The following is a 17,532-nucleotide window of genomic DNA, read 5'->3' on the forward strand; positions in this document are numbered from 1 at the left end:
CTCTCACCGTCCGTGAAAACGCAGACCTTGTGTGCCGAGCGTACACTGGTGGTCATTGTGCGCCCACCCCCTTCTCGCGGAGGACGCCCGCAAGCTGGACGGCGGTGTCCTCGGCGCTCCCCTCGAAGACCGTCGCGTCGCTTTCGACCTCCGGCTCGTACATCTCTGTCAGCCGAAGCTTACTGTCGAGCCCGTCAAGGGCGAGGTCGGCGAGGTCCTCCACTGCGATCTCCTTGCTTTGGGCCTGTCGGATCCCTCTGAGGCTCGCGTAGCGCGGCTCATTGATCCCGGTCTGGATGGTCAGGACGGCGGGCGTCTCGACGTCGGTCAGCTCTTCGACGCCGCCTTCAAGTTCACGGTGGACGCTCGTGGTCTCGCCGTCGAACTCTAGATCGTTGACGACGGCGGCCCACGAGTAGTCGACCGCCGCGGCGAGCGAGACGCCGGTCGCGCCGAACATCGCGTCGCCGGTCTGGACGCCCGTGAGGATTAGATCGGGTTTCTCCTCAGCGACGACTGCCCGCAGTATTTCCGTTTTGGCGGCCACGTCGAGCAACTCTTCGAGGGAGCTGTCCCAGACGCGGATCGCACGGTCGGCACCCTTCGCGAGCGCCATGCGGATCGTTTCCTCGACGCGCTCGGGGCCGATTGTCACCGTGACGACTTCGTCTGCGAGTCCCTCCTCTGTGAGCCGGACAGCCTCCTCGATGGCGTAGTCGTCCCACTCGTTCAGGTCGTACTCGAGGTACCGTTCGTCGATAGCGGTGCCGTCGATCTCGAAGTCCTCCTCGACGGTAGCTACTTCTGCTACTGTGGTGAGAATTTTCATGGAGTGGTATCACTTGAGTACCATCCCGATTAAGTGTTTGGCAGAGATATCTCTATTTAGTTCAGTCAGTGAACAGTCATTGCACCCAAAAAATGCCGTGTCACTATCTCAGGAAGCCACTGACAAGATCACTCGAATGATGTTATGTAGCAACAGTAAAGAGACTCTTGGGAAGAGTCAAGTCAACCCCTCAGTATCGATAATGTGGCGCCGGCTCATTCAATGGCTTGACGGGATGGAAATCATCGTGATAATGGTCGCCATTCTTCCCAGACATTCTATCGGTGGGGTTCTCGCCGGAATTCACTCCAGAGTAGTTGTGGAAACCTTCATCTGCCGACGTGCTGTGCAGGACGTATGGCAGTTACACTCACACAACGAGACAATCACGAACATGTGGCGACGCTCCGTATCGACGGTAGTGAATTGAATCTCTTCGGGACAGATACCATTGCAACGATTCGAGAGAAAATCGAGGCTGTTCCGGTGAACGTGTCTGTATTAGTAATTCGTGGCACAGATGATGACGGCAAGGGAGGGTTGACAGCGGGTATCCCACTCGATAAGGTGAAAGACCTCTCGACAACGGAAGCCCGACAGATGCTGATGGGGCTTCATAGGATGATAGATGCCGTTCGGAACCTCGACGCCGTCACAGTATGTTGTTGTGGCGAGTATGCCCTTGGTGCGGGACTGGAGTTGGCGATGTCGTGTGACTTCCGGGTCGCGACCGCTGAGGCGAAACTCGGACTTCCTGAAATCAACATCGGACTCGTTACGGGGATTCAAGGTAACCTTCTCGTCCGACTTGTGGGCCTGCAGAAAGCAAAGGAACTCGTTTACACTGGCAAGGTAATATCGGGAACAGAAGCTGAGAACATCGGGCTAATCAACGTAGCCGTCTCACCCGGCAACTACGAGGCCAGCATCGACGCACTCGTGGGGCGATTGGCCGAAAAGAGCCCCTTAATCATACAGATGCAGACACGGGTGTTCCGGGGATTACGCTCAAACGGTATCGAGTCCGGCATCGACGCTAGCCTTGAAACCATAGCGGCCTGTTTCGATACTCACGACCAGACGGAGGCGATGGACGCCTTCCTTGAATCACGCGACCCGTCTTTCGTGGGCCAATGAATTTCAGAACTCCCGAGTCAGTTCCATTCGGTTGACGCTAGTGTAGTAGGGGCCGCCGAGGCGCCCGACAGTATCGAGGTGATCCATCTCCACCTTACCGTTGACGAGCACCTCATCGTCGATATGGAATGTCTCGACTTCACCGAAAAACACCGCTCGATCGTGGATATCTAGTGACTCAATGTTCGTGCATTCCAAACTGATGAGTGCGTCGGCGACTCGCGGCGGCGTTACGTGCGTTGAGTCAGCGCGCTCGAGTCTCGCGAAGTCGAACTCGCTTTCATCGGCGGGTAGTTCGGCAGACGTCTGGTCCATCTGTTCGGCGAGTCGTTCGGTTACTACGTTGACAACGAATTCGCCGGTATTGGCAACGTTCCATGCGGTATCTTTCGGCTTTCCTCCTTGCTTAACTTTTGAACTGAACATCACGACAGGGTAATCAGAACTGATGTAGTTGTAGCAACTAAACGGCGCGAGATTATCGACCCCGTCGGCACTCGTTGTACTAATCCACCCGATGGGTCGAGGTGTGACTGCAGATTTGATGATGCGGCTGCTCACCTGTGTATCAATATCGCTAACTCGAAACTCCTTCATTACTATTAATTCTCTCGCATCCGAGGATAAATAGTTTGAGAGTTCGGTCATGACAGGCCGCTCAGTGGTGTTAGAACCGGTGCGGACGTTTACGTCAAAGTATAGTCAAGTTTCTCGCCGGCTTTTTCCTCATGGGTGGGCTCTACGGATTCATCATTTCGGAACAGCCCGTCAACCGGGGAATAGAATCGGTCTCGATAAGTATCCTGATAATGATTAATATGCTGCAAGAATCGCAGTCGTATCTCTCCAAACTACGTCAAACGGCAGCCTCTCGTGCCCCAAATGACATCGAAGCATCTGTGCACTAATAACAAAGTTCTGATAATACGGGCGTTCACGCGTCTTAGCGTCGATGAGCAGTTCCGAGATGAACAGCCCGATGTCGAGTGCTGAACCACGCTGCCAACGGAAACCAAATCACATCACGGTCTTGGACGACCCGCCGCTCGGTCACGGTAGCGCGCTTCGCGAGGGGATGGTAAGCGTTGGGATATGTCGTCACTCGGCGGCCGTCAGCGAGCCCAGCTACAACTAATAGGAGTGCCTTCGTTTAGACGGAGACCTTGTACCGGTAGTTAGTGGCACTCCAGAGCCATGAGACGACGGGATGTTTCTCCACTGAAAGTGCAGTTTCGATACCACTGGGAACGATCATAGTGTCGTAGTCCTCCAGCGATTTGGACACTACGGTCGTCTCGGAGGTGAGCTCACCCGTCGCAGTCACTTGGGGGGCGATCATACATATCCCACTCAACCTCATTGCGGAAGTCCATCGTTCCGGCGCGTGAGGATGGAATCATATGCGCTGACGAAATTGAGTGCCGTGAGACCGTCGTAGACGGCTAAAGCTATTCACATCGCTATCGCACCTGAAACGGTGGGAAACAATCGAGGAGCAGTCCCAGTTGTTCTGTTTCGTCGGCCGCAGCAGTGCTCGGCTTCACGAAAGAACCCTCAGCGAGGAACGCCGCAAACGACTTACGGGCGTCGTGGACAGCATGAATGTTCGGATGACACAGCAACAACGACCCGCCCTCAGCCGTTTCGGCCATCCGTTCGGTGACTGCTGGACCGGCGTTGCCCCGCTCAAACAGTTGAAGGTCGTAGGGAGACTCCGGCTGGAGGAACGATATTGAGGTATCAACATCTGACGGTTCGGTGCCGACAATCCACTCGATTCCGTGTTCCTCGGCCGCTTGGACCGTTCCCCGACTACACCGCATGAAAGGGACGTGAAACCCCGCTGGCTGAACGCCAAGCCTCGAATCGAAGCAGCTGATGATGGCGGTAAGTTCCGCGTTGGCTGTTTCGTAGGGCGTCTCCATGTAAGAGGTGTGTCGGTAGCCGTGGACGACGACTTCGTTGCCCGTATTGACGAGTCGCCGAATCCCATCACGAACGGTCTTGTCTGTTTCAAGGTGACTTGCAGGTATGGAGACGCCGGCCGAGACCCCGGCTTTCACCAGAGCATCGACGAGCCAGTCGATTCCGTCTTCGAAGATGTCGTAGGCGACGTGTTCGATGCGCGTTTTGAGACTCGTCTCAGAATCAAGGTTCCGGACGAACTTGAGATACGGGCTGAGCGCTCGTCGTTTCTGTTCGTGAACAACCGTCGGGTTATCGATTGGTAGTGTCAATGGGATCGTATCTCGGAGAAATCGACGCTGCTGAACTCTACATTGAGATCGTCGGCGAACGCCTCGGCATACTCAATGTAGCGGCGAGCGGTCTCAATGTTGGCGATGTCTATCATATCGCCCTCGTATCGGACGGCGCTTTTTCCCTCGTTTTCGGCCTCCAGCAGTGTCTCCATCGCCCCAACCCAATACTCAATGGTCTCGGTGTCGGGCAGGAAGATTTCGTTGGCGTGTTCGACGTGAGAAGGATGGATGACGAGGTAACCGGTGTAGCCCATCTCCTGTGAGAATTGCATGTCCTTTCGAAGCCCTTCAATGTCGTCTACGTCGATGTACGTGCCTGCAAGTGGGAACTCAATTTCGGCAGCGCGGGCGTCCATCAACGCCTGCTCGCGAAGGTGTAGCGTCTCCAGTCCCTCCCGGCCGGGACCGGTCCACTCGAAGCCGAGCGCGCGGTTGGTGTCGGTACCTTTCACCGCGCCACAACCGATAGTACCGACCCGGTCGGCGGCTTCACAGAGGTCGTATACTTGTCGCATCGCTTGGGCGGTTTCGATGCTGACAGTCAGTTCGATACCGCCGACCGGCAGACCCTCTCGGCGTTCAATGTGGGTCAGTACCGTGTCGAGCCGTTCGATATCGTTCGGTTCCTGAACCTTCGGGACGGTAACCGCCTCTAGTTGTTCACAGGCGATGGCCTCAAAGTCGTGTTCGGCAAACCCCTTACTGGCGTTTGGATGGGCGTTAACACGGACGTGGACGCGTTGGCCCTTGGCGTGGAGCTTCGGAAGGTATTTAGCGACGGTCTTACGGGCAGCTTCCTTCTCGTCGGGTGGGACCGAATCCTCTAGGTCGAGGATAATGACGTCAGCGTCGTTTTCATGGGCGTTTGCGACCCAACTCTCACGATTTCCTGGGATGAACAGTACAGAGCGAGCGGGTTCCATGTATCAAACTCGTCGAAGGAGTGCTTATACCTTGCCCCGAATCATAGCTCGGCAACGCGCGGGCCGACCTCGCTACCAAGGAGTTCGATAGCATCGAGTGCGCGTTCGTGATCCATTCCGGGCCACTGAACACGAGCAATGAGGTGGTTGACATTAAGCGTCTCGCTGAGGAATTCGAGTTCGCCGGCCACCTTCTCGGGCGTACCGATGAGATACCGACCTTCGCTAACTCGCTCGAAGCGCTCGCGACGGCTCAATTCCTCTGCGTCGTCATCGATGATGCCCCATTCCGAGAGGGAGTCGAATTTATCGAGGATGTACGGCGCGGCGATATCAATTGCCTCCTCGGTCGTCTCGGCGACATACACGTCGCGGCGAATCGGTCGACACGTTGGCTCTTCGGTCAGCTCACGTTCGTAGAGCCCAACCGCCTTCTTCAGTTTTGAGACGGGCGAGACTGGGTCAATGAGCCACGCGTCACCGATTTCGGCCGCTCGCTTGACAGCTGCGGGTGCCGACCCCCCGAGCCATATCGGCGGTCTCGATTCTTGAATCGGTTGGGGACGGGTTGTCACGTTCTCGAAGACGTAGTAGTCGCCATCGTAAGAGACGTTGTTCTTACTCCACAGTGCCCGGATAATTTCGATGCCTTCAGTAATTCGCCCGGCGCGTTCGGCCTTGTCGACGCCGACAGTGTCGAACTCGGCATCGCGATAGCCGGCGGCCGCACCGAAAACGACGTTACCATTGGAGATCACGTCCAGCGTGGCAATTCGCTCGGCTACCAGTGCAGGGTTGTGCAGCGGCAGCAGGCAGACGCTCGTGCCAATATTCATTTCGTTACCAAGTTCGCCAGCCATGCGGGCGAGCGTCTGGAAGTTATCGAAGTAGATGTCGTCGGTGAAGTGGTGTTCGCCAACGAACAATCCCTTGAAACCGCTGGCCTCGGCGATTCGAGCCTGTTCGAGCAACTCGGCGAAACACGTCTTGGGGTCGCGGTCGGCGGGATGTTGGGTGAGTCCCATTAGGCTGAGTTCCATGCTTAGACTCCTCCAAACAATGTCTCAGGATTGTCACGTGCCATCTGCTCGATGTCCGCACGGGAGATGCCGGCGGTTTCGAGGTCTGCATGGAAGGCTGCTAAGGCATCCGGTGGCGACATCCGGCCCGGCTGGCCGTAGTCTGTCGACAAGAGGTTATGTTTGGCGCCAGTAGCCTCGATACCGGCGACGATTTCCTTGAACATTGCGCCGTCTGCGAAGGTGTCATGAGCCGACTGCGGTGCGTTCGGTAGGAACAACTCGCGAACCGTTTCATCGGCGACGATAAAGCATCGCTCGAAGTAGACGCCGTCTTTGGCCAAGTGCGCTTGCGACTCAAGGGTGAGACCGACACCATCGCGGGCTGCGTGGAACTCAGGATGCGTGACGATGACCTCACCGTCGGCCTCGGTGACCGCATCGATGACGGCTTCGACTTCCTCGACACCGATATGACCGGTTCCAATGACCAGCCCATGGTTTATCGCTTCGGTGAGGACGGACCAGACAGCATCTTTTAATCCACCGTTCTCATTTAGGAGGTCGATAGTCTTCGGCTCCCCCTGTTCGAGCATGTTCCGTTTCGCGGTCATGGTCGGAAGTTCGACGCGACTCGCGCCCATATTGGCGGCGGCGACAACGGCGTCGATGTTGATACCGCCGACCGAGCGGTTCAGAACAACTGTCGACGCGAGGTTGATATCGGAGTCACAGGCTCGCCCGACGAGCTCTGTGGCCATCGTCGTCGGTGCGTAGTGGTTCTTCAGGACCAATCCACCCATGCCGGCGTCGGCCGCGCGGCGAGCGAGTTCGACGATATCGTGCTTTCTGTCCGTTACGTCCGGTCCCGCGTGAACGTGTGTGTCCCATGCGTCGGAAATAGGGTGTGTAGTTGCCATCTGTTGTCCTCTAAGTATGGGTGTGACTGTCATGGATATTAAACCATCGGAGTAAGAGGCATCACTATTATCTGAAGCGCTCAAGTTATTTATGCTTGGGATGTGACTGGCAATACATGAATGCACGTACGATCGTCCACCAAGGTCGGTACCAGTGAATATCGCCGTCATCGGGGCTGGCGCACTGGGCTGTCTCTTCGGCGGCCGCCTCACCGAAAGCGGCCACGACGTATACCTCCTCCACTACCGTCAAGCGTATGTCGACCACTTGAACGAGGCGGGTTTGACTATCGAAAGCGAGAACGATGAGAAGACCGACATAGCGGTCACTGCGACGACTGATGCGAACGAGATCGGCGTCGCAGATTTGGTAATTGTCTTCGTCAAATCCCATCAAACCCGGGATGCGCTCGCGGAGCACGCCGCCTGTATCGGCCCGGAGACAGACCTGTTGTCGCTACAGAACGGCCTTAGGCACTATGATCGACTGCTCGATATTGCCGACGAAGACCACTCCTTCGCGGGCGTGACGTATCAAGGTGCAGTTGTTGAGGAACCGGGGTATATTCGAGTGACTTCCTCAGGGTCGTCGACGTTCGGCGGGGCCAACGATGGCGGCCTCCATCGAATCGAAGAAATCCTCGTTGAGGCCGGTTTCCCAGTCGAGTTGGTCGACGATCCGCGACCGTATATCTGGGCTAAGCAACTAGTGAGTCTGCCAATCAAGCCGCTGGCAGCGCTCACACACTTGTCGAACGGCGAACTTATTGAAACGCCGGAGACCCGGACGTTGATGAAGGAAATCGTCGCCGAAGCCGAATATGTCGCCGAGCATCACGGTGTCGACATCCCGATGGATGACCCAATGGCTGAAGTCGTTGCCACCTGTGAGGAATCTTACTCTCATTACTCCAGTATGCTACAAGACATTCGTGCCAAACGGAAAACTGAAATTGATGACGTGAACGGTGCCATCGTTGATATTGCCCGAGAGGAGGATGTCGACGTACCGATAAACGAACTCGCGACGAACCTCGTCCGGGCGCTCGAAAAGAGCTATCTCGACTGAGCATCGTTTTTACTCGCCTTCGTCAACGTAATAGGATGCACGTCCAACAACGACAGTCGTCCACTCTCCGGGAGTACGCTCAGAGACGATATCGACCTCGATGACGGCGAGTGACCGCCCGTGGCGGCGTACTCGTGCCTCCGCGCGTAAATCGCCAGTCGCTGGCCGGAGATATGAGAGGTTCATCTCCGTTGTAGCGTATAGTGCTGTCTCGGGGTCCTTGAGGACCGTCCGGAGCGCCGTTCCGGCAGCATTGTCGAGGAGCGTGGCGAGAACGCCACCATGGAGCGTGTCTCCGTTTGGGTTCGTAAGTTCCTTGCGGTGAGGTAGCCGCAGCACTGCATTACCCTCCGACTCCTCTACGATAGTGATGCCAAGCCACGAGAGGAGACCTGTCTCAGCGAGGACCCGCTCAGATGACGTCTTGGAAGGACCCGTCATGGGCGTCAGTTCGGGTCCTCGGAATGCGGCGGCACACCGCGGACGGTTAGAATTTCGCCATCGATAAACGAGGCTGCAGGACTGGCGAGGAACTCTACGACATCGGCGATTTCGGCAGTAGTACCGATCTTCCGATTCACATTCGAACGGTCGATATCGGCAGGGTCGGTATCGCCAGCAGTGACTGCACCAGGAGTGGCGATGAAGCCCGGCGAAACGCAGTTGACGCGGACGCCGGAGGCGGCCCACTCGCTGGCGAGTGATCTCGTGAAGTTGTTGACGCCGGCTTTTGCCGCGCCATAATGGATCTCGTGCGGGGCAGCCTCTTGACTCCGAATGCTAGAGATATTGACGACGGACCCACCGCCGTCCTGAAGTGCCTCTCTCGCGGCATGGGTACAGTTGAACACACCGTGGAGATTGATGTCGACGATGGTCTTCCAGCCGTTCTCGCTAAGGCCGTCGAAGTCACACTTGAAGGCCGCTCCGGCGTTGTTTACGAGAATATCGATAGCACCGAACTTTTCGACGGTGCGTTCAACCATTCGGTCGACTGAATCGCGGTTCCGAACGTCGCACTCGATAGGGAGGATATGTCCTATACTGTCACTGTCATTGTCGTTGATTTCCTCTGCAACCGGGTCGACGTTGCTCTGCTTGCGGGAGCAGATGGTTGTGTCGACGCCTTGATCGGCAAATCCTTCGGCGATGCGTCGTCCGATACCACTCGACGCGCCGGTGATGATGGCACTTGACCCGTCGACGTTGAACTTGTTGTGGGACATGTTGAAGCGTGATTGATTCGTTGTGTGCTTAATTGTATGTGTTGGATAGAGGTATCAGAACGCGACGTTGTCCTGTCCCTTTAGTCCGAGGAACGATCGTACCTCTTCGGGAGAGGCGACGTCGCGTCCCGACACCTCACGGGTCAACTCGACCATCTTTTCGACCTGTTGGGCGTTGCTCTCGGCCAGTTCCCCCTTTCGGATGTAGAGACTGTCTTCGAGACCAACTCGTGCGTTGCCTCCCATGTTGACTGCCGTGGTACCCAGCGCCATCTGCATGCGTCCTGCACCGATAACGGAGTACGAGAAATCGTCACCGAACAGTTTCTCGGCGGTATCGACGAGGTGTAACAGGTGGTCGTGGTCGGCGCTAATACCGCCGTGAATTCCCATTACAAACTGGATATGAATGGGTGTCTCCAGGATGCCGCGGTCGACAAAATGCTTGGCATTATAGAGATGTCCTACGTCGTAAACCTCCAGCTCGGGCATCGTCCCGTAGGACTGGAACATTGGGATGATCTTCTCGAGCGACTCGAACGTGTTCGGGAAGATAAGATCGCGGGACCCCTCCAGATACTCGGTTTCCCACTCGTACTCGAACTCGTCAAAGGCGTCGAGGATGGGGTAAAGTCCGAAATTTATTGAGCCCATGTTGCAGGATGCCATCTCTGGTTCCAACTCTGGCACAACTGCGGTGCGCTCCTCAACGGACATCGTTGGTGCACCTCCGGTTGTCAGCTGGATAACGGCGTCACAGCGGTCTTTGACGCGCTCAGCCACGCTCCGGAATAGCTCCAAGTCCGAAGTCGGTTCGCCTGTTTCGGGGTCCCGGACATGCAGGTGAACAATGCTCGCACCCGCGTCGGCGGCGACGACTGCTTCCTCAACGATCTTGTCAGGCGTTATTGGAAGGTATGGTGACATTGTCGGGACGTGAATCGCACCCGTCACAGCACAGGTCACTATTGCATTATCAAGCGTCCTCATGAGATTGAATGACACACATTCGAGGATAAATGTTCCGGTCAGGACGGATACGGAAGTCATGAGAGATATACTCTGCTGTTCAATAATGCTGAATTCAAGTTTATCATTCTGAGACCGTCTCATTGACCGACTGCAGTAGCTCCCCATAATCAACCTACTAGTCATCTTATTCCTATTACATTCGTATGATTGTCATAAACAGTAGTATGGGAGGGAATGTCACTGATTATATATCAATTTATCGTAATCAAACTGGCGAGTTACATCCGTATGCTTGTAATAGTAAACCGTGATAGTGGACACCACTGTGGCCTATACATAGTCATCGATTAGACCGAGTGTTCATTAATGGTGAACTTTATTACTATCGGTTCCTGATGAGGTGTATGGGAAGCCAACGGGCGCGCGGAAACGAGATCGGGGCGGTTCGAAAGACACTTCGTATCCTCGAGTTGCTGAAGAAGCACGACGGTGCTCGGGTAACAGAGCTCTCGAACGAACTCGAGTGGCCGAAGAGTACCGTCCATAGTCACCTCGAGACCCTCAAAAACGCCGGCTACATTGTGAAAAATGGTGATAGCTACCAACTTGGATTTCGGTTTCTTGACCTCGGTGAGCACGTCAAGTACCGCAGCGATGTATACATGATGATCGAGCCCCGACTCGACTCACTCGCCAACAACACCGGTGAGCGGGTTCAGTTCGTCATTAGTGAACATGGCGACTGTGTGTACGCACGAATTGCTGAGGGCGAACACGCCGTTAGTACGGGTAGCAGGCTTGGACGGCGGCGACACATGCTTCATGCAACTGCTGCCGGAAAATCCATCCTGGCTTTCACCGATCGCGAGGAGGTCAGGGAAATTATTGAGTCAAAAGGACTGCCCGAGTTAACGGAAAACACGATTACCAACGAGGATGCCCTTTTTGAGGAGTTAGCGGAAGTCAGAGAACGCGGCTATGCGTTCAACTATGAGGAACACATCGAAGGTCTTCGAGCGGTGGCCGCACCAGTTCAAAAACCCGATGGAACTGTCGTCGGTGCGATCAGCGTCTCCGGCCCAGCCCACCGAATGCATGGTGAGTCGTTTACGAAGAAATTACCCGAGAACATTCTCGGCGTCTGCAACGAAATCGAACTCGACATCGTCTACCGGTAGTTCCGCGTCGTTTCAACCATGTGCTCAGCCAGCTCCGCTCGAAGTGATTCGATTCAGTGAGAATGGTACCCAAACACTTACATTGTATTTCCGTCTATCTTGCTCTGGTAACACACGATGGAGCTAAAGTTCTCTAATGCAACGAAGATGCTTCGACAGGAGGTGCGGCGGTTTGTCGACGAAGAGTTTCGACCAATCCTCAACGACCTTCCGGACGAGATAGAACGGTACCACAACCTCGACCCTAAGAACCCTGAACTCACAGACAACGTTCGCCCGCACCCGATCAAGATCCCTGAGGAGGATCAACAACGCCTCCGGAAGAAAGCAAAAAAAGCTGGTTTTTGGGCGATGGGTGTCCCTGAGGAGTACGGTGGTGGCGGGCTGAACCTCGTCGAGCGATGTGTCGTCCTCGAAGAACTCTCGAAACACCGAATGGGCTTGTATCAAGCCGGTCTCGGTGTCATCGAATTGGGTCCAGGACTGACTGTCGGCGAGCCTGCGGCATATCTCGACAACGCTGACGACTACCAAATCAAGGAATTCTTCCAGCCGTGTATCGACGGTGAAAGGCAGAGCTGTTTCGGACTCACCGAACCGGCTGCGGGGTCGGACCCCCGTGGAATGGAAACTCGTGCCGAAAAGGACGGCGATGAGTGGGTTATCAACGGCACGAAACACTACATCTCCTGGGCCGGTGACTCCGATTTCATCATTCTTTTTGCCCGTACGAAGCCGAAAGGTGATGACATTAACGACCACGGTATCACGACGTTCCTTGTTCCCTCCGACAGCGACGGAATCTCGATGCGATCGATTCCGGTCATCCGTCCGGAATACCCCTTCGAGGTAACGCTCAACGACGTTCGTGTGCCTGACGAGAACGTCCTTGGAGAAGTTGATGGCGGCCTCGGTATCGCAAAGCAGTGTCTTGGCGAATCGCGCGTTCTCTACGCTGCGAACTCGCTAGGCCCTATCGACCAATCCATTCGGATGGGCATCGAGTGGGCCAACAATCGTGTTGTCGGCGACGAAAAATTGGCCGACAAACAAGCCATCCAGTGGAAAATCGCTAAATCAGCTGTCGACTATCAGGCCGCGAAGTACTCGGTGTATCACGCCGCCCAGCGTTTCGACGACGGTGAGGACATTCGACATGCGTCCTCGATTACGAAGTACCAGACAACCGAGACGCTGTGGACAGTTCTCGACCGGATGGTCCAGATCCACGGTGGTGCAGGCGTCGACGGCGATCTGCCGCTGGAACGGTGGCTTCGAGAGTCGCGGGTGCGTCGTATCGGTGAAGGGCCCTCGGAAATCCAACTTAAGACCATCGCTCGAAACCTCCTGAAGGGCTACGAGGATCCCGATCCGCTGCCACTGAATTGATCGCTTACTTCGCTTTGTCCCCACGGTAGTGTCTATCCATGGGGTTTCATCTATTAGTAAAAACGCGTGCGTGAGGAGAGGTAAATTCCCATCTCGTGATGGGTGCTAACAAAGAATTATATGCCCGTATGGCGACTATCGGTCGATGGCAGACAGAGTACTCATCGAACGAGAGAATGACATAGCGACGATCATCGTTAATCGGCCTGAGAAGCGTAATGCGATGGATATCCCGACGCGAAAAGCCCTCTATGCCGCCTTCGAAGAGGTTAGCGAGGATGACGATGTGCGGGCAATCGTGCTCCGCGGAGCAGGAGATGGGTCGTTTATCGCCGGTGGCGATATTGATTCTTTCGCCGACTTCGACCACATGGACGGCATGGAGTACAGCGAGAAGTACGCCCAAGGGCTGTACAACTATGTTGCGGACCGCCACAAACCAACCATCGCCGCGGTTGACGGCTACGCTCTCGGTGGAGGCACCGAAATCGCCCTCGCTTGCGACATTCGCCTCGCCACGGACGACGCGAAGTTCGGCCTGCCCGAAGTCGGCATCGGCGTCATCCCAGCCGGTGGTGGAACACAGCGACTCGTTCAAGTCGTCGGAGCCGGGCTTGCAAGCGAACTTATCCTCACTGGCCGCATTATCAGCGCCGACGAGGCAAAGAGAATTGGTCTTGCAAACCATGTCTACGCCGCCGAGGAATTCGATAATGAAGTCCGAGCCATGGCCGAAGATCTTGCCTCGAAGGCGCCTGTCGCCCAGCGACTTGCAAAAGAATCCATCCGACGTAGCCTTGATATCGACGCCGGCCTTGAATACGAGCGACTGGCCGGAGCGTTTCTGTTCGGCACCGACGACCAGAAAGAGGGTGCAAACGCCTTCCTTGAGGACCGAGAGCCGAAGTACCGAAACCGGTAATTGAACCGTCGTTACTCGCCGATACTTAGACAAACGTTCTTCGTGGTGGTGAACTGGTCAAGCGCCTCCAGTCCCTTCTCGCGACCGAAGCCGCTCTCGCGGTGGCCGCCGAACGGTGTCTCGACGCCGCCGGCGAACCACTCATTGATGTACACCTGCCCAGCAATCACGTCGCGGGCGAATCGGTGGGCCCGTTCGAGGTCGTTGGTGAAGATCCCGGCCGACAGCCCGTAATCGCTGTCGTTGGCTATTTCGAGTGCCTCCGTCTCCGTTTCGAACGGAATCACAGTGAGCACCGGTCCAAAGATTTCCTCGCGTGCGATGCGAAGGTCATTGTTTGCATCGTCGAAAATTGTCGGCCCAACGAAGTAGCCCGCCATCTTATCCGTGTTCTTGGGAACGCCGTTGACAAGCGGCTCGCCCAGTTCTCGCCTGCCAATTTTGATGTACTTCCGAACCTTCTTATACTGTTCTTCGGAGACTAGCGCTCCAATATCGGGATCCTCCAATCCCGGTCCTACGGTCAGCGCTTCGACTCGCTCAACAAGTTCCTTGAGGAACTCCTCATGGACCTCCTTGTGGACGAGCAGTCGGTCACCGGCCGAACATACCTGCCCCGCGTTCCGGGTAAAAATTGATATCAATGTCCCCTCAATGGCCGCTTCAAGGTCGGCATCGGGGAAGACGACATTCGGATTCTTCCCGCCGGCCTCAATGTGGACGTGTTTCATTTGGCGTGCGGCAGTCGCAGCGACTTTCTTGCCTGTCGGCACTGACCCGGTGAAAGCAATAGCGGTGATGTCGGAATGGTTCGTTAGCGCGGCGCCTGCCTCGGCACCGTAGCCGGGAACGACGTTGATTGTGCCATCGGGAATACCAGCTTCATCCAGCAGCTTTCCCAGTTCGACCGAGGTTAGCGGCGTCTGTTCGGCGGGTTTCACCACGACAGCATTGCCGGCGGCCAGCGACGGCGCGACACTCCGAGCGAATAGTGACACCGGGAAATTCCATGGAACGATGTGACCCGTCACTCCGAGTGGTTCGCGAATAGTGAAATCAACATACTCACGACCGAGGGGAATTGTCTCGCCCTGAATCTTGTCGGTTGCGCCGGCATAGTACTCGAAGTAGCGAGCACCGACCTCAATTTCGGTGCGGGCCTGCGAGATTGGTTTACCGTTTTCTCGCGTCAGCAGCTCTGCGAGCGACTCTTTGTTTTTGCGAATCAACATCGCCGCTCGATTGAGGACTCGCCCTCGTTCAGGCGGCGACATCTCGAGCCACGCCGTTGTTGATTCGGAAGCGACGGTGGCCGCTCGGTCGATATCAGACGCCCCACCTGCGGCGATCGTCGCGAATGTCTCCTCGGTTGCGGAATCGACGATGGGAATTGTCTCGCCAGATTCAGCGGGAAACGACTTGCTATCGATAAACAATTCGAACTGCTGGATAGAGGTCGTACTATGACCAGTCATGACCTAACGTTGCTCGACGGGAGAATTAACCTTTCGCACCGAAAACGAGTTACAAGTACCGACTGACCGTGACCTCGATTACCTTTCTTGAGCTATAGTACTTGGAGACAATAAATTGGATCGTATCTGTGACGTCGGAGGTGTTGGAGATTCGATTCTGTGGAAACAACTGACCAACAGAATTGGATTATCCCTCGAATTGTTCGAGTGTGGTTAAGTTCTCGTTCCACATATCGTTGTCCTTGTAGTACTGTTCAGCGCCGGGGTGGACGGGAACGCCACTGGGCTGAAGCCATTCTGTGGCAAAGTCAGGGCCGAATCGTTCAAGAACGGCACTGGCGCTACGAACTCCCTCGACGTTGTTCATTAGGATCTCCGTGTACTCGTAGGCAAGCTCTTGAGAGATATCCGACGGGATGACTGTGGTATACCCCAGTGGTAGCGCGGTATAGGGATCATGGGAAATCTCTTGATTCCACGTATCGCCTGGCACGTCGGTGACTGCGACGGGCACATCTGCACTGTTGGCTTGATCGGCAGAGATGCCCCACTCAAGAACGTCAACGTCGACTTGTGCGTCGAGTTGTTGAATCCAGCCTATAAGCGTCTCCTGATTCGCAGTGTAGCACGTACACACATCGATACGACCTTCGTTCATCGCGGTGGCCTGATCGCCGAGTCCCATCGTACTGACGTTGAAGTACTCTTGGGAGTTATCGATGCCGACGAGGCCTAAACCGTCGTTGGCCATGTCCCATGCACTTGTTCCACGTGGGCCGAACGAGATATTGGTTCCCTCCGGAAGGTCCTCAACGCGAGTAACACCTTCGAGACTGGATGCGCCCTGCCGCTTGACGAGAAAGATGTCCAATGTCATGTATGAAAACGTCTGACACAGGGTTTTTTCGACTGGGGGTTCAGAGTACGGACCTTCATCACGGTTGGCACGCCACAAGAGGTTGTGCGTCGTCTGGGCAATGTCAATCTGGCCTTGATCGACGAGTCGGTTGTTCGCTGTGGTACCGCCCGTAGTCTGGGCGCTCATCTGGATCTGATCTGAGTTTTCGTTGATGACTGAGGAGAATGCGACACCTGACGCGTGAGTCGCGGTCTCCTCACCGCTGGTACCGATAGTCCACGAACCAGAATTGCTGCTGCCGCCACTCCCCTCCCCATCTCCATTACCGCCCCCGGAACACCCGGCGAGGCCGAGCATTCCGACGGTTGCTCCCATCGTTTTGATGACTGATCGGCGGTCAAACTTGTTGCTACCTACCATGTCTATCGATACATAGAGACAATGATTTATAAACACTTGGTATGTGCCAGCAACGGGCATCACTTTCTGCTTACAGTGTCGACTGGAGCGCACCGCCGTCGATAGGAATTGCCGCGCCAGTGAGGTAACTTGAGTATCCCGAACAGAGAAACGCGACTACATCACCAAGCTCTCGGGCCTCGCCCATCCTATCTAATGGCACGTCCGAGAGGTCAACACCGGCCTCGCCCGCGTCGTGTCGTCGCGGCGTGTAGTACAGTCCTGGTAAGATGGTGTTCACTCGGATCTCAGGTGCGAGTTCATCCGAAAGGACTTTCGCCAATCCTTGCACGCACATCCGGACCGAACTCGACAGGACGTTCGCCCCCGATGCTTCCTTCGTAACCATCGAAGTGATATTGGTAATAGTTCCTCCTACCTCTCTGAGGTGCGGTATTGATTCCCGAACCGCTCGGACGACGCTCATCACGAGCATGTCGTATGCGTAGTACCAGTCGTCGTCCTGGGTTTCTGTAAAGGTGTACCGCGTCGGCCCGCCTGCACTGGTCACGAGGTGGTCAAGACGACCGAACTCATCAACCGTCGTCTCAACGAGGCGTGTAATGTCGTCCGGGTTTGTCATGTCGCCCACACAGCCGATAACTTGGCCCTCTGCTGTCTCGCGCAATTCCTCGACCGCGTTCTCAAGTCGTCCTTCATCCCGTCCGTTCACGATCACGTCGACGCCCGCTTTTGCTAAGGAGGCTGCCGAGGCCTTTCCGAGACCACTGCTTGAGGCGATGACTAGTGCTGCATTACCCTCTAGGTCCAATTGCATACGCCATTTTCTACCGAGGGAGTTGTGATAAGCCTTTGTGGCATGGTATCATAACTCTCTTCTTTTGGTTTTTAGCCATAGAGCCCCTGTGCTTGAGCGCCTATTTTGGAGTCGTA

19 protein-coding genes are annotated in these 17,532 nt (G+C 55.6%); 6 read left to right on the forward strand and 13 right to left on the reverse strand.

Annotated elements, in window-relative coordinates:
- Positions 1–52: 52 nt before the first annotated feature.
- Positions 53–829, reverse strand: coding sequence for an electron transfer flavoprotein subunit beta/FixA family protein (locus HACJB3_RS16650; protein ID WP_008415615.1), 777 nt, complete (start codon positions 827–829; stop codon positions 53–55).
- A gap of 357 nt (positions 830–1,186) precedes the next feature.
- On the opposite strand from HACJB3_RS16650, the gene HACJB3_RS16655 reads away from it, so the two are divergent.
- A complete protein-coding gene (locus HACJB3_RS16655; RefSeq protein WP_238532946.1) occupies positions 1,187–1,966 on the forward strand; it encodes an enoyl-CoA hydratase/isomerase family protein in 780 nt (259 codons plus the stop codon).
- Positions 1,967–1,969: 3 nt separating this feature from the next.
- Here HACJB3_RS16655 and HACJB3_RS16660 read toward each other — a convergent pair whose 3' ends face one another.
- The 3 genes from HACJB3_RS16660 to HACJB3_RS16670 form a co-directional block, all read right to left on the reverse strand.
- Positions 1,970–2,563, reverse strand: coding sequence for a flavin reductase family protein (locus HACJB3_RS16660; protein WP_008415613.1), 594 nt, complete (start codon positions 2,561–2,563; stop codon positions 1,970–1,972).
- Between the two features lie 553 nt (positions 2,564–3,116).
- Positions 3,117–3,305, reverse strand: a complete 189-nt coding sequence (locus tag HACJB3_RS16665) for a hypothetical protein (protein WP_238532947.1) — start codon at positions 3,303–3,305, stop codon at positions 3,117–3,119.
- A 121-nt stretch (positions 3,306–3,426) separates the two neighbouring features.
- The gene (locus tag HACJB3_RS16670) at positions 3,427–4,029 is read right to left on the reverse strand and encodes a polysaccharide deacetylase family protein (RefSeq protein ID WP_238532960.1); all 603 of its coding nucleotides are present in this window, start codon (positions 4,027–4,029) and stop codon (positions 3,427–3,429) included.
- Here HACJB3_RS16670 and HACJB3_RS20855 point away from each other — a divergent pair.
- A complete protein-coding gene (locus HACJB3_RS20855; protein WP_238532965.1) occupies positions 3,913–4,197 on the forward strand; it encodes a hypothetical protein in 285 nt (94 codons plus the stop codon). The genes HACJB3_RS16670 and HACJB3_RS20855 overlap by 117 nt on opposite strands.
- A 2-nt stretch (positions 4,198–4,199) precedes the next feature.
- On the opposite strand, the gene HACJB3_RS16675 is transcribed toward HACJB3_RS20855, so the two are convergent.
- From HACJB3_RS16675 to HACJB3_RS16685, 3 genes are read right to left on the reverse strand one after another with little or no spacing between them, the layout of a single operon-like run.
- On the reverse strand, positions 4,200–5,150 hold the full coding sequence (locus HACJB3_RS16675) for an HpcH/HpaI aldolase/citrate lyase family protein (protein ID WP_008415610.1): 951 nt from the start codon (positions 5,148–5,150) through the stop codon (positions 4,200–4,202).
- Between the two features lie 41 nt (positions 5,151–5,191).
- Entirely contained in the window at positions 5,192–6,190 is a 999-nt protein-coding gene (locus HACJB3_RS16680) for an LLM class flavin-dependent oxidoreductase (protein ID WP_274378068.1), read from the reverse strand.
- Between the two features lie 2 nt (positions 6,191–6,192).
- Positions 6,193–7,089, reverse strand: coding sequence for a DUF6282 family protein (locus HACJB3_RS16685; RefSeq protein ID WP_008415608.1), 897 nt, complete (start codon positions 7,087–7,089; stop codon positions 6,193–6,195).
- A 154-nt stretch (positions 7,090–7,243) separates the two neighbouring features.
- Here HACJB3_RS16685 and HACJB3_RS16690 point away from each other — a divergent pair, with 154 nt between their 5' ends.
- Positions 7,244–8,158, forward strand: coding sequence for a ketopantoate reductase family protein (locus tag HACJB3_RS16690; protein ID WP_008415607.1), 915 nt, complete (start codon positions 7,244–7,246; stop codon positions 8,156–8,158).
- 9 nt (positions 8,159–8,167) lie between these two features.
- Here the strand turns inward: HACJB3_RS16690 and HACJB3_RS16695 are convergent, their stop codons facing one another.
- From HACJB3_RS16695 to HACJB3_RS16705, 3 genes are read right to left on the reverse strand one after another with little or no spacing between them, the layout of a single operon-like run.
- Entirely contained in the window at positions 8,168–8,599 is a 432-nt protein-coding gene (locus HACJB3_RS16695) for a PaaI family thioesterase (protein WP_008415606.1), read from the reverse strand.
- Between the two features lie 5 nt (positions 8,600–8,604).
- A complete protein-coding gene (locus HACJB3_RS16700) occupies positions 8,605–9,384 on the reverse strand; it encodes an SDR family oxidoreductase (RefSeq protein ID WP_008415604.1) in 780 nt (259 codons plus the stop codon).
- 54 nt (positions 9,385–9,438) lie between these two features.
- Positions 9,439–10,374 carry a BKACE family enzyme gene (locus HACJB3_RS16705; protein WP_049934800.1) on the reverse strand — a complete coding sequence of 312 codons (936 nt, stop codon included), beginning with the start codon at positions 10,372–10,374 and terminating at the stop codon, positions 9,439–9,441.
- Between the two features lie 386 nt (positions 10,375–10,760).
- On the opposite strand from HACJB3_RS16705, the gene HACJB3_RS16710 reads away from it, so the two are divergent.
- The 3 genes from HACJB3_RS16710 (at position 10,761) to HACJB3_RS16720 (ending at position 13,845) form a co-directional block, all read left to right on the forward strand.
- Entirely contained in the window at positions 10,761–11,534 is a 774-nt protein-coding gene (locus tag HACJB3_RS16710; protein WP_238532948.1) for an IclR family transcriptional regulator, read from the forward strand.
- A gap of 117 nt (positions 11,535–11,651) precedes the next feature.
- Positions 11,652–12,923 carry an acyl-CoA dehydrogenase family protein gene (locus HACJB3_RS16715; protein WP_238532949.1) on the forward strand — a complete coding sequence of 424 codons (1,272 nt, stop codon included), beginning with the start codon at positions 11,652–11,654 and terminating at the stop codon, positions 12,921–12,923.
- A 145-nt stretch (positions 12,924–13,068) separates the two neighbouring features.
- Complete coding sequence (locus tag HACJB3_RS16720; RefSeq protein ID WP_008415599.1) at positions 13,069–13,845, forward strand: enoyl-CoA hydratase/isomerase family protein; 777 nt, start codon at positions 13,069–13,071, stop codon at positions 13,843–13,845.
- Positions 13,846–13,856: 11 nt separating this feature from the next.
- Here HACJB3_RS16720 and HACJB3_RS16725 read toward each other — a convergent pair whose 3' ends face one another.
- The 3 genes from HACJB3_RS16725 to HACJB3_RS16735 form a co-directional block, all read right to left on the reverse strand.
- Complete coding sequence (locus tag HACJB3_RS16725; protein WP_008415598.1) at positions 13,857–15,320, reverse strand: aldehyde dehydrogenase family protein; 1,464 nt, start codon at positions 15,318–15,320, stop codon at positions 13,857–13,859.
- Positions 15,321–15,507: 187 nt separating this feature from the next.
- The gene (locus HACJB3_RS16730) at positions 15,508–16,554 is read right to left on the reverse strand and encodes a TAXI family TRAP transporter solute-binding subunit (RefSeq protein ID WP_238532950.1); all 1,047 of its coding nucleotides are present in this window, start codon (positions 16,552–16,554) and stop codon (positions 15,508–15,510) included.
- A 115-nt stretch (positions 16,555–16,669) separates the two neighbouring features.
- On the reverse strand, positions 16,670–17,416 hold the full coding sequence (locus HACJB3_RS16735; RefSeq protein WP_008415596.1) for an SDR family oxidoreductase: 747 nt from the start codon (positions 17,414–17,416) through the stop codon (positions 16,670–16,672).
- Positions 17,417–17,532: the final 116 nt, after the last annotated feature.

This window comes from Halalkalicoccus jeotgali B3 (assembly GCF_000196895.1).
GTDB classification, from domain to species: domain Archaea; phylum Halobacteriota; class Halobacteria; order Halobacteriales; family Halalkalicoccaceae; genus Halalkalicoccus; species Halalkalicoccus jeotgali.